The sequence below is a fragment of the Devosia sp. genome (assembly GCF_025809055.1).
In the GTDB taxonomy this organism is placed as follows: Bacteria; Pseudomonadota; Alphaproteobacteria; order Rhizobiales; family Devosiaceae; genus Devosia.
In genome coordinates, this window is the sequence record NZ_CP075529.1 from 3220508 (window position 1) to 3234117 (window position 13610).

The 13610-nt window shown below is 63.7% G+C and carries 15 protein-coding genes; 8 read left to right on the plus strand and 7 right to left on the minus strand.

Annotated elements, in window-relative coordinates; all coding sequences use genetic code 11:
- Positions 1–9 precede the first annotated feature (9 nt).
- A complete protein-coding gene (locus KIT02_RS15805; RefSeq protein ID WP_297579805.1) occupies positions 10–825 on the minus strand; it encodes a cytochrome c family protein in 816 nt (271 codons plus the stop codon).
- A gap of 517 nt (positions 826–1342) precedes the next feature.
- On the opposite strand from KIT02_RS15805, the gene KIT02_RS15810 reads away from it, so the two are divergent.
- Entirely contained in the window at positions 1343–2167 is an 825-nt protein-coding gene (locus KIT02_RS15810; protein WP_297579808.1) for a prephenate dehydratase, read from the plus strand.
- A 10-nt stretch (positions 2168–2177) separates the two neighbouring features.
- Here the strand turns inward: KIT02_RS15810 and KIT02_RS15815 are convergent, their stop codons facing one another.
- Positions 2178–3002, minus strand: coding sequence for a metallophosphoesterase (locus KIT02_RS15815; protein ID WP_297579812.1), 825 nt, complete (start codon positions 3000–3002; stop codon positions 2178–2180).
- Complete coding sequence (locus KIT02_RS15820; RefSeq protein ID WP_297579814.1) at positions 2999–3916, minus strand: diacylglycerol kinase family protein; 918 nt, start codon at positions 3914–3916, stop codon at positions 2999–3001. Before KIT02_RS15820 ends, KIT02_RS15815 begins: the two co-directional genes overlap by 4 nt.
- A 158-nt stretch (positions 3917–4074) precedes the next feature.
- Here KIT02_RS15820 and dapD point away from each other — a divergent pair, with 158 nt between their 5' ends.
- From dapD to KIT02_RS15845, 5 genes are all read left to right on the plus strand, one after another.
- Positions 4075–4917 carry a 2,3,4,5-tetrahydropyridine-2,6-dicarboxylate N-succinyltransferase gene (gene dapD, locus KIT02_RS15825; protein ID WP_297579819.1) on the plus strand — a complete coding sequence of 281 codons (843 nt, stop codon included), beginning with the start codon at positions 4075–4077 and terminating at the stop codon, positions 4915–4917.
- Positions 4918–4998: 81 nt separating this feature from the next.
- Positions 4999–5478 carry a DUF805 domain-containing protein gene (locus KIT02_RS15830; protein WP_297579822.1) on the plus strand — a complete coding sequence of 160 codons (480 nt, stop codon included), beginning with the start codon at positions 4999–5001 and terminating at the stop codon, positions 5476–5478.
- Positions 5479–5494: 16 nt separating this feature from the next.
- Positions 5495–6649, plus strand: a complete 1155-nt coding sequence (gene dapE, locus KIT02_RS15835) for a succinyl-diaminopimelate desuccinylase (RefSeq protein WP_297579825.1) — start codon at positions 5495–5497, stop codon at positions 6647–6649.
- Positions 6646–7191: a hypothetical protein gene (locus KIT02_RS15840; protein WP_297579828.1), complete on the plus strand. Its 546-nt coding sequence runs from the start codon at positions 6646–6648 to the stop codon at positions 7189–7191. The genes dapE and KIT02_RS15840 overlap by 4 nt, the downstream gene beginning before the upstream one ends.
- A gap of 16 nt (positions 7192–7207) precedes the next feature.
- Positions 7208–7765 carry a hypothetical protein gene (locus KIT02_RS15845; RefSeq protein ID WP_297579831.1) on the plus strand — a complete coding sequence of 186 codons (558 nt, stop codon included), beginning with the start codon at positions 7208–7210 and terminating at the stop codon, positions 7763–7765.
- 97 nt (positions 7766–7862) lie between these two features.
- Here the strand turns inward: KIT02_RS15845 and truA are convergent, their stop codons facing one another.
- From truA to def, 3 genes are all read right to left on the minus strand, one after another.
- A complete protein-coding gene (gene truA, locus KIT02_RS15850; protein ID WP_297579834.1) occupies positions 7863–8600 on the minus strand; it encodes a tRNA pseudouridine(38-40) synthase TruA in 738 nt (245 codons plus the stop codon).
- Positions 8600–9523, minus strand: coding sequence for a methionyl-tRNA formyltransferase (fmt, locus tag KIT02_RS15855; RefSeq protein ID WP_297579837.1), 924 nt, complete (start codon positions 9521–9523; stop codon positions 8600–8602). The genes truA and fmt overlap by 1 nt, the downstream gene beginning before the upstream one ends.
- Positions 9524–9664: 141 nt before the next feature.
- Positions 9665–10180: a peptide deformylase gene (gene def / locus KIT02_RS15860; RefSeq protein WP_297579840.1), complete on the minus strand. Its 516-nt coding sequence runs from the start codon at positions 10178–10180 to the stop codon at positions 9665–9667.
- Positions 10181–10304: 124 nt separating this feature from the next.
- On the opposite strand from def, the gene rmuC reads away from it, so the two are divergent.
- On the plus strand, positions 10305–11729 hold the full coding sequence (gene rmuC, locus KIT02_RS15865) for a DNA recombination protein RmuC (protein WP_297579842.1): 1425 nt from the start codon (positions 10305–10307) through the stop codon (positions 11727–11729).
- 70 nt (positions 11730–11799) lie between these two features.
- On the opposite strand, the gene KIT02_RS15870 is transcribed toward rmuC, so the two are convergent.
- Positions 11800–12975 carry a calcium-binding protein gene (locus KIT02_RS15870; RefSeq protein WP_297579845.1) on the minus strand — a complete coding sequence of 392 codons (1176 nt, stop codon included), beginning with the start codon at positions 12973–12975 and terminating at the stop codon, positions 11800–11802.
- 151 nt (positions 12976–13126) lie between these two features.
- Between KIT02_RS15870 and KIT02_RS15875 the strand changes: the two genes are divergently transcribed.
- The gene (locus KIT02_RS15875; protein ID WP_297579848.1) at positions 13127–13609 is read left to right on the plus strand and encodes a hypothetical protein; all 483 of its coding nucleotides are present in this window, start codon (positions 13127–13129) and stop codon (positions 13607–13609) included.
- The last annotated feature ends 1 nt before the right edge of the window (position 13610 follow it).

Below are 13610 nucleotides of genomic sequence, written 5' to 3' on the forward strand. Positions count from 1 at the left end.
AAACCGGCCTTACTGGCCGGTGGTCGTGGCCGGAGCCTCGGTTGTCGTCTCCTGCACCGGCGTGCCTTCGACATTGGTGTCGGTCTGGGTCTCGGTGGGGGTCTCGACCGCGCTTTCCGGCGCGGTGGTCTCGACGGCCTCGCCTTCACCAGCTTCGGGCGCGACGACTTCCTCGGGCACGGCGGTGCCTTCGGCTGCCTCGGCAGCAGGTGCCGCCTCATCGCTCGCAGCAGCGTCTTCGGCCGGCGCGGCGGCATCCTCGGCGGGTGCGGCTTCCTCGGGGGCCGGGAACGGCACCGGATCGGGCGACAGGGTCTGCAGGTAAGCCAGGATGTCGGCACGTTCTTCGGGCGAGCGGACGCCGGCAAAGTTCATCTTGGTGCCGGGCGCATAGGCCTTCGGATTGGTCAGGAAGGCATTGAGGTTCTCATAGGACCAGACCTGACCCTCGGCCTTCTGCTGCAGCAGAATGTCGGAATAGGCAAAGCCGTCCATATGCGCCTTGGGGGCCTCGACGATGTGGTAGAGATTGGGGCCCTGTTTGGCTGGCTCACCCTCGCCAAAGGTATGGCAGGACTGGCACTTGCGGGCGGCCGCGGTGCCACGATCGGCACTGGCGCTGGCCAGGAGAACACCGAGCGGCACTTCGGGAGCAGCTTCGGCCGGACCGCCGCCTTCAGCGACTTCAGGCTCGGGAAGCGCATAGCCGGGGCCGCGGTTCTCAATCGGGTGGTAGATGGCTTCGGCCAGAAAGCCGACACCCATGACAAACATCAGCGTGCCGAGGACGGCGCCTAGAATCTTGTTTAGCTCGAACGAATCCATTTGGTCTCTCTGCCAGTCCATCCCCTGCGGACATAAAGCGTAACCAGCCCAAATACTGATTCCCAAGCGGAAATCTGCCTCAACCGGCCGGCACGACGCGCGCGGAAGATAGTATCAAGCCCCCATCGGCGCAACAGGTCAAAGCCATGTGCGACACTTCGAACCGGCGGCCCTGCCACAAAAGCGCGCCGGTGGCGCGGTTTTAGGTGAGAAGGCCTTGAGGGCTATGCCCGAAAGGCAGGAACCGGCGGCCCTGCCGCAAAAGCGCGCCAGTGGCGCGGTTTTAGGTGAGAAGGCCTTGAGGGCTGTGCCCGAAAGGCAGGAACCGGCGGCCCTGCCGCAAAAGCGCGCCAGTGGCGCGGTTTTAGGTGAGAAGGCCTTGAGGGTCAGTCGGAAAGGCGCGGGCCGGCCTATAAATTCGCCAGGCGAGAATGACGGCGCGACCGGCCTAGGTCCAGATTGACTCCGGCCTGCCTAAGCGCCAAAACGCGGCTGCCAATCGTGGACGGACATTCTCATGACTCAAAAGATTGCCTTTCAAGGCGAACTCGGCGCCTTCAGCCATGCTGCGGCCCTGAATGTGTTTCCCGATGGCAGTTTCCTGCCCAACGTCACCTTCGAGGAGGCCATGGCTGCGGTGCAGTCCGGCGAAGCCCAGAGGGCGGTGCTGCCGGTGGAAAATTCGCTCTATGGCCGGATCACCGACATCCACCACCTGCTCCCCGAAAGCGGGCTTTTCATCGTCGGCGAAACCTTTCTCCGCATCGAGATGAATCTCCTGGCGGTGCCGGGCGCTAGTCTGGACGAAATCAAGGCCGTGCAATCGCAGCCGCCCGCCCTGGGCCAATGCCGCAAATTCATTGCCGCGAACAATCTGCGCACCATAAACGGCTCCGATACGGCCGGATCGGTGCGCGAGGTGGCGGCGCGCGGCGACCGCTCGGTTGCTGCCATCGGCTCGCGGCTGGCCGGGGACATTTATGGCCTCAACCTGTTGCAGGCCAATATCGAAGACGAGGGGCACAACACTACCCGCTTCCTCGTCATGTCGCGCGACAAGGACGAGGCGCCGCAAAGCGCGCAGAAGCTCAAGACCACCTTCGTGTTCCGGGTCCGCAACGTGCCGGCGGCGCTCTACAAGGCCATGGGCGGCTTCGCCACCAATGGCATCAACATGACCAAGCTGGAAAGCTACATGGTCGGCGGCGCTTTCACCGCTACCCAGTTCTATGCCGACATCGAGGGCCATCCCGACGATATCGGCGTCCAGCACGCCTTTGACGAGCTCAAGTTCTTCACCGACTATTTCCGCATTCTGGGCGTCTATCCGGCGGCCGACTGACGGCCTCGGATCAGACCGGCTCGGTGGCGCGGTCGCGGGTCTGCCAGGTCCCGTCGCGCCATTCGCGCACGGTCACGGTGATCGTGTCGCCGATATCGATGAGATTATAGGCATTGGCTTCCCCGCGCAGGCGCGTGGAAATCGCCGATGCGGCCTGGGCAATCAGAATGGGTGCGCGCGCCGACTGGCTGATGCCCATGGGTTGACCCTCACGCGCGGCGTCCCGGGTCTCGTGCTTGCGCACATAGGACAGGTGGAAGTGCCCGGAAAGCACCAGCCGCACCCCGAGGCTGGCAAAGGTTTCGAGCGCATCGTCGGCGCGTTTCACCCTTTTGGTCTTCTGCATCATCGGTTCGGTGGGGAAGAGCAGCGGATGGTGCGCCACGATCACGCGCACGGCGTCGGGCGAGGCCTGCGCGAAGCGCTCGGCTAGATCGTCGAGCTGGCTGCGCGAGATGGTGCCGTGGCCCCAGTTCCACTCCAGCCGGGCCCGGCGCGAGGTGCGCATGCCCAGTAGCGCCACCCCGTTCATTTCAAGGAAGGGTTCGAGATCGGGCGAGATATAGCGGCGATAGAGCCCATAGGGATCGAAGAACCGGCGGAAAATGTTGACGGCGGGAACATCGTGGTTGCCCGGAACAGCAAAGACCGGGGCGGCAAGTGTATCGAGGAAGGCGCGCGCCTGCTCGAACTCTTCCTTGGTGCCGATCTGGGTGAAATCGCCGCTGGCCACGACGAGGTCAGGATGCTGGGCATTGATGTCGGCGGCAAAACCGGCCGCAAGTTCGGGATCGTGATGGCCGAAATGCAGGTCGGATATGTGCAGGATTTTCATGCCGCCTCCACGGTCTGGGAAATGTCCGCCGGAACGATAACCGACAGGGCCCTGGGCCGGATGGAAAAGCGCAGCGGCGTTTCAAAGGTCTCGACCTCGCCGTCGAACATGACCTTGATCAGCTCCCTGTGGGCGTCGATCGTCACCGCCGAGACGCTTTCCATGCTGAGGGCTTCGTCGTCCTGCCAGCGCCCGAGCAACATGCCGGTGGTCAGCCGGAAAAAGTCCCGGGCGGTGAAATGGTGCAGGACATAGAGAGTAAGAACGCCGCGATCGAGACTTTGGCGGGCGAAGAAGCGGCCAAGGCCCTCGTCATAGGCGTTGCAGGCCACGGCCATGGCCTGGACGCGTTCGATGCGCCGGGCGCCCGCGTCGGTCTCGATGGCCAGGGCCATGCGACGTTGCCGGGCAAGGCGGCGAAAGAAATATTGCAGGAAGCCGATCTTGGTCATCAGGGTTTCCCGGCCCCTTATGTGCTCGCGCCCCGCAGCCAGGCCTGGGATGAGCCCGATCACCACCTTCTGCAGGAAGATGCGGCCATTGACCTCGGCAACGTCTATGGGCTGGGCGGTGCCGGAGGCGAGGGCTGCGACAGCCGCGTCGAGATCGAGCGGCAGGTTGAGATCCTTGGCCACGGCATTGAAGGTGCCGAGCGGCAGGATGGCCAGATGCTTGCCGCCATCCACCAGGGCGCCGGCCATGGCGGTGATGGTGCCGTCGCCACCGGCGGCCACCAGGACCTCCGCCGGCCCCTCGACGGCTTCGGCAATCCGGTCCAGCAGCGGGCGGCTGTCATCGTCGTCGACGACGGCGTCGAGCCCGTGGGTGGCAAACAGGCGCGCCAGCGCCTCGGCGGTGATCCCCAGGGCGCGCGCGGTCCCGGAATTGGGATTGAGAATGACGTGGTAGAGCATGGAATCGCGGTCCAGTGGGTTCGGAGGGCGTCAGGGGCCTAACGCATCGGACCAAAGGGCGTTGCCTCACAGCTTCAGGCGCGAAAACGGCAGAGCCATTTTCGTTGACAGACGAGGCGCCCCGGCTATGGTCCGCGCGACATCAACGAGGAGCCGCCATGTCGCACGCCCAGCTCGCCCAGATCATCGAAGCTGCCTTCGAGAACCGCGCCGAAGTGAACTTGCAGACGCAGGGCGAAATTCGCGATGCCGTCGATACCGCCCTCAACCTGCTCGATAGCGGCCAGGCGCGCGTGGCCGAAAAGGTGGATGGGTTCTGGCAGGTCAACCAGTGGCTGAAAAAGGCGGTGCTGCTCTCCTTCCGCCTCAATGACAATGTCCCTATGGCTGGCGGCCCGCAGCAGTCGACCTGGTGGGACAAGGTGCCGACCAAGTTCGAAGGCTGGGGCGAAAACCGCTGGCGCGAGGCTGGGTTCCGCGCGGTGCCGGGCGCGGTGGTGCGCAAGTCCGCCTATATCGGCAAGAACGCTATCCTCATGCCCAGCTTCGTCAATCTGGGCGCCTATGTCGACGACGCGACCATGGTAGATACCTGGGTGACCGTCGGCTCCTGCGCGCAGATCGGCAAGAATGTGCACCTCTCTGGTGGTGTCGGCATTGGCGGCGTGCTCGAACCGCTGCAGGCCAATCCGACCATCATCGAGGACAATTGCTTCATCGGCGCCCGTTCGGAAATCGTCGAGGGCGTGGTGGTCGGCGAGGGTTCGGTCATTTCCATGGGTGTGTTCATCGGTGCCTCCACCAAGGTGGTGAACCGCCAGACCGGCGAAATCCACATGGGCAAAGTGCCGCCCTATTCGGTGGTGGTGTCCGGCTCGCTTCCCGGCAAGCCGTTCCCGGACGGTTCGCCCGGCCCGAGCCTTTATTGCGCGGTCATCGTCAAGACGGTCGACGCCCAGACGCGCTCCAAGACCGGCATCAACGAACTGCTACGCGACTGAGGACCAGTGCGGGCGCTGGCACGCGAGGCGCTGGCGTCCTATCCTGATCGCGCCGGGTGATTCCGGCCATTGGGGGACATCATGGACACAATCGTTGCTCTACTGACCACGACCGAGGGACGCATCGGCCGCCAGCAATGGTGGATCGGCGTGGTCGCCCTGATCGCGGTGTCGATCGTCGCGTCGATCATCCTGGGGATTCTCAGCTTCGGCAACGCCACCGTGCTCGCCTGGCTGGCAGTGCTGCTCAACATCGCGCTGATCTTTCCCAGCTATTGCATCGGCATCAAGCGGCGCCATGATCGCGACAATGATGGGACGGACCTCAAGATTCTGATTGCCGGGTCGCTCATCGTCAACGTGCTGCAGGCCACGGGCATCGGCACCACGCCCATGGATATCGGCAACGGCATGGTCGTGCCCATGCCCTCGATCTGGATGAGCGCCATCAATCTGATCTTTGCCGTCTTCGCCATCTACATGCTGATCCAACTCGGCTTCCTCAAGGGAACCGCCGGTTCCAATAGCTATGGCCGCGATCCGCTGGACGGCGCCGCCTGATCCGTCCGGAGCATTCGTGACCATCGACCCGCAAGACCTGCTCACCCGCCTCATCGCCTGTCCCTCGGTGACACCGGACGAGGCCGGGGCGCTCGACGTGCTCGAAACGGCGCTGGGTGGCCTCGGCTTTGCGGTGACCCGGCTGCGCTTTGAGGGCGATGGCTCCTATCCGGTCGACAATCTCTTTGCCACACGGGGCGTGGGCGGACGCCGCCTGCTCTTTGGTGGGCATACCGATGTTGTGCCGCCCGGCGATTCCGCCTTCTGGACTACCGACCCCTTTACGCCGCGGGTCGCCGATGGCCGTCTCTACGGGCGCGGCGCCGCCGACATGAAATCCGGCATCGCTGCTTTCGTTGCCGCCTGCGCCGCGATCCCGGCGGAGGCCGGGACGATCCAGCTGGCCATTACCAATGACGAAGAGGCCGATGCCATCAACGGCACCGAGAAGCTGGTGCGCTGGATGGCGGAAAACGGGCATGGCTTTGATTTCGCCATTGTCGGCGAGCCGAGCTCCGCCGAACTGCTGGGCGACAGCATCAAGATCGGCCGGCGCGGGTCTCTCTCCGGCAAGGTGACGGTGACCGGCACGCAGGGTCATGTCGCCTATCCGCACAAGGCCAACAATCCCCTGCCGGTGCTTGCCGCCGTTGCCACGGCCCTGTCGTCTCAAAAGCTCGATGATGGTACGGCGCATTTTCCGGCCAGCAATCTCGAACTGACCAGCGTGGATGTCGGCAATACGGTGTCAAATGTCATTCCCATGAGCGGCACGCTGCGGTTCAATGTGCGCTACAACGATGTCTGGACGCCGCAGACCCTCGCAGCGTGGATCGGCGAATGCGTCGCCTCGGTTGATGCGAAGGGGACGCATGTCGCATTCGAAGTCTCGGGGGTGCCCTCGAAATCCTTCCTGTCGCCGCTCGGTGCCGATATCGATACGCTTTCGGACGCCATCGAGGCCACGACCGGCCGGCGGCCGGGGCTCTCGACCGGCGGGGGCACGTCCGATGCCAGGTTCATCGCTCAATATGGGCCGGTGGTCGAGTGCGGATTGGTCGGCCAGACCATGCACAAGGCGGACGAGCATATTACCCTCTCCGATCTCACCGGCCTCACAGAGATTTATCGCGCCTTCATGACGCGCTTCTTTGCTGGTGCCTCTTCATGAAGCTCTGGGCGGAATTGCGCGAGGCCGGCCTGGGCTGGCTTGCCCTGCTGCGCGGCGAGGCCAGCTGGCTCGGCCATTTCGCGCCGACCCTTGGCGGCCTGGTCCGGGCCCTCGCGATCTATCTGCTCCTGGCCTTTCTCGTGGTCACCCTGGCGGCAATGAGCGTTGGCGTGCCGACCGTGTGGGGCTTTGCCGCGTCCATGATCGTCCTGTCTCTGGCCGTTCTGGCGCTGCTCGTGTCCGATTGGCTGACCCGGCGCATCGTGCCGACCACCGAGCCGCCATTGCGCCTTTTGGTGCCGGGCATTTACGCGCTCTGTGCCTACCTGATCGCTGGCGGACTGGTGTCTCTGATCAGCGGGGCGCTATTGCCGCTGCTCTGGCTGGCACTGGCCGTGCTGCTCTACTTTCTCGGCCGCCGCGCCGCCCACTGGTCGCACGGCGTCGCCGCGGGTTTCGCGGTTTTGACCGTGGTGCTCCTTGTCGGCACGCCTGTGACCATCTACATGCTACTCGGCCTGCCGGCCGCAGCCATTTCCTGAGACGAGACAAACAGACTTGCCCCAGTCCCAGACATTTTTCGAGGAAGCCTCCCAGGCCATGCGCGGCTGCTGGGCCCTGATCACGGGGCAGCGCGACGTGGCGAACTGGTTCGACTTCTCCCAGCGCGGTCTGGTCGGCAGCCTCATTGCCGTGGTTCTGGCCCTGCTGTTGGCGGGTTTCGGCCCGCTCCTGCTGGGCCTGCAGGCGCCGGCGGGGGCCGCTTCGCAATCGGTGATCATGAATGCGGCTTTGTTCCTGGCGCAGGCCGGCATGGCCTGGATCGTGCTGCGCCAGATGGGCCGGCAGGATGGCTTCGTGCCCTATCTCGTCGCGACCAATTGGGTGACGCTGCTCTCCGGCGCCCTGCTGCTGATTTCCCTATTGTTCGGGGAAGCCGGCATGATCATGCTGATGGTCATCGTCATCGTGGCGCTGCTGACCTTTATCAATATCGGCCGCTTCATCGTGACGCTCAAGCCCATCCAGATCGGCCTGTTATTCGTTTCGCAGGCGGTGGGGGTGTTCCTGGCGCTGGCGGTGCTGGCCGTGCTCCTGCCGATGCCGCCGGTTTAAAGCTGTCGTTCCCATTGAATCAGAACGACAGTTCTACGTCTTTGATTGGTCACGTTTTCGAACCAGAAAAGTGGTGTCCACTTTTCTTGAAAACGCTCTAGTAATCGACGCCGGTGAGATAGAGCCCGCTGGCCGGTGCCATGGCACCGCAGCGCCGGCGGTCGGCCGCATCGAGCGCGGCCCGGAAATCCTGGGGGCTCCATTTGCCTTCCCCCACCAGCTTCAGCGACCCCACCATTGAGCGCACCTGGTGATGCAGGAAACTGCGCGCCGAGGCGGTAATGGCGATCACCTCGCCGTCACCGGCGACATCGAAGGCGTCCAGCGTGCGCATCGGCGACTTGGCCTGACATTCAGATGACCTGAAGGTGGTAAAATCGTGCAGGCCGAGGATCATCTGTGCGGCCTCATGCATGCGCGCGGCATCGAGCGCCATGGGCACATGCCAGACCTGGTTGCGCTCGATGGCGGCCGGAGCCCGGCGATTGAGAATGCGGTATTCATAGTGCCGGGCGGTGGCGGAAAACCGGGCTTCGAACGTCTCGCCGACGGCCTGGCAATCGATGATGACCACCGGATGGGGGCGCAGGTGGTAGTTGAGCGCCTCACGCACCCGGAACGGGTCCCAGTCTTTCGACAGGTCGAAATGGGCAACCTGGCCCAGGGCATGAACGCCGGCATCGGTGCGGCCGGCGGCCTGGGTCGTGACCGTTTCCCCGGAAAACCGCAGGATCGCCTCTTCCAGCGCCTGCTGCACACTCATCCGGTCCACCTGCCGCTGCCAGCCGCAGAAGGGGGTTCCGTCATATTCGATGGTGAGTTTCAGGCGCGCCATCAGCTGACTTGGGCGGGCAGGGGGCCGGCCCCGCGCAGGAAGGTTGCCGCATCCATGGCGCCCTTGCCTTCGCGCTGCACCTGGATCAGGCGCACGGCACCCGTGCCGCAGGCAATGATCAGATCGCCGTCCACAAGCTGCCCGGGCGTGCCGGTCGCTTCGGACATTTCCGAGCGCAGCGCCTTGACCCGAACCGGCTTGCCACCCAGGTCCAGCGAAAACCAGGCGCCCGGAAAAGGCGAAAGCCCGCGGATCAGATTGTGGACGTCCTGCGCCGGCAATGAAAAATCGATCCGGGCCTCGGCCTTTTCGATCTTTTTCGCATAGGTCGCGCCCGCTTCAGGCTGCGGTGTGAAGTCGAGACTGCCCCGTTCAAGCGCCGCAAGGGCCCGGCCCATGAGGTCGGCCCCGAGCCGCATCATCTGGTCGTGCAATTCGCCTGCCGTCATGCCCGGCTCGATGGTGATGATCTCGGTGGGGCCCATGGCGCCGGTATCAAGCCCTTCATCCATCTGCATCACCACGATGCCGGTCTGGTTGTCGCCCGCCATGATGGCGCGCTGGATCGGCGCCGCGCCGCGCCAGCGCGGCAGGAGTGAACCGTGCAGGTTGAGGCAGCCATATTCGGGCGCATCGAGGATCGGCTTGGGAAGCAACAGGCCATAGGCGACAACCACCGCGACCTCGGCGCCGAGCGAAGCGAAAACGGCCTGCTCTTCTTCGCCCCTGAGCGAGCGCGGGGTGAAGACCGGAATGCCAAAACTCTCGGCCGCCTCATGCACCGGGCTCTTGCGCTCGGCCTGACCGCGACCGGCCGGCTTGGGTGCGCGCGTATAGACGGCGACGACCTCGTGGCCCGCTGAAACGATCTCGGTCAGCGTGGGAACGGAAAACTCGGGCGTACCCATGAAGACGACGCGCATGGTGGCTCCTGTCTTCCTTCTCCCCTTGTGGGAGAAGGTGCCCGAAGGGCGGATGAGGGGTCTGGTACAGCGATCGCGGATCCCTCATCCGTCTCGCTGCGCGAGCCACCTTCTCCCACAAGGGGAGAAGGGAAAAGGGTATCAACCAGCCGCGCGCTTGGCCTGCTTGTCGAATTTCTTGATCACGCGGTCGCGCTTGAGGCGGCTGAGATAGTCGATATAGAGCACGCCATCGAGGTGATCGAGCTCGTGCTGGATGCAAACGGCCAGCTTGCCCGAGGCCTCCTTGCTGACCTGCTTGCCGTCGAGATCGGTATAGCTGACCGTGACGTCATTGGGCCGCTCGACCTCGTAATAGAGTTCGGGAATGGATAGGCAGCCCTCTTCAGTCACCTGCATCTGGTCGCCGAAATGGGTGATCTCGGGATTGATCATCACCAGCGGCGCGGCCGGTTCGTCCTCGCCGGCCAGGTCCATGACCACGATGCGCTTCATCACCCCGATCTGGGGCGCGGCCAGGCCAATGCCGGGCGCGTCGTACATGGTGTCGAGCATGTCCTTGGCCAGCGCCTTGATCTCGTCATCGACCTCGATGATCGGGTCGGCGACGGCACGCAGGCGTGCATCAGGAATGATCAGAATGGGGCGAATGGCCATGGCAACAAGTCCGGCAAGGAGTGGATTGCCCCCGATATGGCCATTTCCGGCCCGGCGGTCAACAGCCGGACAGCGGAGGAACAAGAACATTTTGCGAACAAAGGAATCGCGGTAAGCTCACGCGATGAACGATCTCGACCGCACGCTTTTTCTCCTCGGCGATGTGCCGATCAGTCTCGGCCTTGCCCTTCTGGCAGGTGGCGCGCTGGTTCTGGCCGCCATAATCGTGAGCCTGGTGCTTTCGGCGCGGGCCAATGCCTTGCGGGCCGATGCCGCCGCCCGCGAGGCGGCGGAGGGACTGCGCGCCAATTTCCAGGAGCAGATTGCCGGGCGCGACAGCCGCATCCGCGATCTTGAGGCCCAGCTTGAGCGCGACCGCGAACGGGCCGGCGACAGTCTTGATGCCGAACGCGACAAGTCCTCCGGCCTGCAATCGGAACTGGCTGCCATGCGCACGCGGCTCGACGAACAGGCCCGGCAGAACGAGGCCAATCTGAAGCGCTTCGCCGAAGCCCGCCAGCAGATGACCGACGAGTTCAAGGCCATTGCCGGAGAGGTTCTGGCCAGCCACAGCGAGACCTTTACCAGGCAGAACCGCGAGCAGGTCGACGTGCTGCTCAAACCCCTGCAGGACAAGATCACCGAATTCCACAAGAACCTGGTGGAAGACCGCTCGGCCATGGGTGAGCGAATCCGGGCGCTGGCCGAGAGCAATCTGCAGATCACCACCGAAGCGCAGAACCTGACGCGCGCCCTCAAGGGCTCATCCCAGACCCAGGGGGCCTGGGGCGAAATGATCCTCTCGACCATTCTCGAACAGTCGGGGCTGCGCGAGGGCGAACAGTATTTCACCCAGCAGAGCCATGTCGGGGAAGACCACCAGCGGGTGCGCACCGATGTCGAAATCCTCATGCCCAATGGCGACCGGCTGGTCATCGATTCAAAGGTGTCGCTGACCGCCTTCGAGGCCTTCGTGAACAGCGAAGAGCCCGATCGGGGCCAGCACCTGCGCGCCCACATCACCTCGGTGCGCGGCCATATCACGACGCTGGGCGACAAGAGCTATCAGCGCGCTGCCCGCTCAAGCCTCGACTATGTGATGATGTTCGTGCCGATTGAATCGGCGCTGGCCACGGCCATCCAGAACGATACGAAACTTGTCGAATTCGGCATGAACAAGGGCGTCATGCTGACGACACCCACCACGCTGATGACCGTGCTGCGCACCGTGCGCAATGTATGGGACATCGAAAAGCGCCACCAGAATGCCGAGGAAATCGCCGAGCGGGCGGGGCAGCTTTACGACAAGGTGGCCGGCTTCCTCGACTCCATGGACAAGCTGGGTGGGCATCTGAACAAGGCGCAGACCAGTTTTGAGCAGGCCCGGGGGCAGCTGTCCTCCGGCCGTGGCAATGTCATCCGCCAGGTCGAGATGCTGCGCGAACTTGGCGCCAAGTCGACCAAACCCCTGCCCGCCGGCTGGGAAGGCAGCAATGACGAAGGCCCCTCCCTACGCCTTGTCGGGGAGGAGCCTGGCGACCTGAACTAGGGGGTCAAGGTCGGCTAAGGCGTGTTCATGAAAAACGGCTCGTTCTGATTCAATCAGAACGAGAGAGGCGCTAGAGGATGAAATCGCTGGCGCTGAGATCGATATGGCCGGTGAGTTCGATCTGGAAATCGGCCACCTTGTCGCCGTTGATGTCGCCCTGGATGATGGTGCGAGCGGTGCTGCCCGAGCCGAACTGATCCCAGATGAGCTGGCCCTTGGCACCCGTGAAGTCTGCGCCTTCGGCCGAACGGAAGGAAAAGGCCTGGTTGCCGCTGCTGACACTGTTGGCGTCGATCGCCGACAGATCGATCTTGTCCTGACCGGAGGTGAAGTCGGTGATGACGTCGCGGGCACTGGCCTTGGGGCTGGAGGACGCTTCGGCCACCGACTTGAAGACAAAGGTGTCACGACCGGTGCCCCCGGTGAGCAGGTCCTTCCCCGTGCCGCCGCGCAGGATGTCGTTGTTGCTCCCGCCGTTGAGAACGTCTTGACCGCTGCCGCCATAGAGGTTGTCGACATTGGTGCCGCCGAAGAGCTGGTCCTTGCCGCTGCCGCCCTTGAGAATGTCCTTGCTGGAGCCGCCATCGAGGATGTCATCGCCCGCACCCCCATCCAGGATATCTGCCCCGCCGCCCCCGGAAATCACGTCATTGCCGCCCAGGCCCTCGAGCGTGTTGGCGCCGCCCGTGCCCACAATGGTGTCGGCATTGGCAGAGCCGCGGGCATTTTCGATGCTGACAAGGGTTTCAAAACGGCTGGCGCCTGTGAACACCTTGCCTTCGTTGAGGCGGATATCGACGCCCGTATTGCCGATGGTCGGGTCATCGCTGCGCGCTTCATAGCTGATGGTGTCGATACCGCTGCCGCCATTGAAGCCGTTGCGAAAGCCGACGGAAACGAAAGTGTCGTTGCCGCTGTCGCCGAAATAGGCGCTGTGCAGGGTCGTGACGGCCAAAAGGTCGTCACCCGATCCGGCGCGCACGATGTCCCCGGTGCCGCCCAAGCCAAATCCCAGACCCACATAGGTGTCGTTGCCGGTGCCGAGAAAAATTTCGTTGCCGCCTTCGAACATGTTCACGACCCCGTCCTTGCCCGATCCGGCATCGACGAAGTTGTTGCCGCCCAGATCGCCCTGGGTGACGAGGCGGATGATGTCATCGCCGCCAAAGCCGAAAACGTCGTTGAAGCCTCGGCTGACAGTCATCGTATCGCTGCCATTGGTGCCGTTGATGCGTGTGCGGGCCATTCTGTTTCTCCTGGGTTCGGTGCAAGCCGGTTTCGATGAACCCAATAGGCCAGCTTTATCGCCCCCACGCTGTTCCGCAAGGAACAAGTGTGATCGAACTTGCGGCGTGTTCGGGCGTTTTCCGGGTGCAACTGCATTTGGGAGACCGACAATGGCTCAGCATCACGACCATCCCGGCAGCCTGGTGCCGCAGGAAACCAATTTCGACAATTCAGACACGCCCGGAATAGCCCAGCCTTACAGCCAGTCCGAGATCGAGGACCTGCTCTATGGCGATGACCGCCCGACCGAGGATCGTATCGCCCGCCTCCATGAAATGCGCGGCGAACTTGCCGCCCGCGAGAGCGGAGATTTCGGTGATGAAGACCCTGCGGCATTGCTCGACGAGATCGACCGGGCGATCGAGGAACTGCAGGGCGATGCGGATAATCTGGAAGAGACCGGCGACGCTGCTGCGTTCATGACCAACGATCCTGCCGATCATATGGAAACGCTGGCGCCCGACGATGTCGATGCGCGCGAAGCCCTGACCGGCGCGGATGACGACAGCTTCTACGAAGATGGCGAGGATGGTCCGGCGGACGATGATAATGCCTGGCACGGCAGTGACGAGTTTCGCCACGACACGCACTGAC

Coding starts and splice junctions, on each gene's coding strand:
- KIT02_RS15840 (WP_297579828.1), top strand. CDS start 6,646: ATGAAGCTCTGGGCGGAATTGCGCGAGGCCGGCCTGGGCTGGCTTGCC.
- KIT02_RS15820 (WP_297579814.1), bottom strand. CDS start 3,916: ATGCTCTACCACGTCATTCTCAATCCCAATTCCGGGACCGCGCGCGCC.
- truA (WP_297579834.1), bottom strand. CDS start 8,600: ATGGCGCGCCTGAAACTCACCATCGAATATGACGGAACCCCCTTCTGC.
- KIT02_RS15810 (WP_297579808.1), top strand. CDS start 1,343: ATGACTCAAAAGATTGCCTTTCAAGGCGAACTCGGCGCCTTCAGCCAT.
- def (WP_297579840.1), bottom strand. CDS start 10,180: ATGGCCATTCGCCCCATTCTGATCATTCCTGATGCACGCCTGCGTGCC.
- KIT02_RS15830 (WP_297579822.1), top strand. CDS start 4,999: ATGGACACAATCGTTGCTCTACTGACCACGACCGAGGGACGCATCGGC.
- fmt (WP_297579837.1), bottom strand. CDS start 9,523: ATGCGCGTCGTCTTCATGGGTACGCCCGAGTTTTCCGTTCCCACGCTG.
- KIT02_RS15870 (WP_297579845.1), bottom strand. CDS start 12,975: ATGGCCCGCACACGCATCAACGGCACCAATGGCAGCGATACGATGACT.
- rmuC (WP_297579842.1), top strand. CDS start 10,305: ATGAACGATCTCGACCGCACGCTTTTTCTCCTCGGCGATGTGCCGATC.
- KIT02_RS15805 (WP_297579805.1), bottom strand. CDS start 825: ATGGATTCGTTCGAGCTAAACAAGATTCTAGGCGCCGTCCTCGGCACG.
- KIT02_RS15875 (WP_297579848.1), top strand. CDS start 13,127: ATGGCTCAGCATCACGACCATCCCGGCAGCCTGGTGCCGCAGGAAACC.
- dapD (WP_297579819.1), top strand. CDS start 4,075: ATGTCGCACGCCCAGCTCGCCCAGATCATCGAAGCTGCCTTCGAGAAC.
- KIT02_RS15815 (WP_297579812.1), bottom strand. CDS start 3,002: ATGAAAATCCTGCACATATCCGACCTGCATTTCGGCCATCACGATCCC.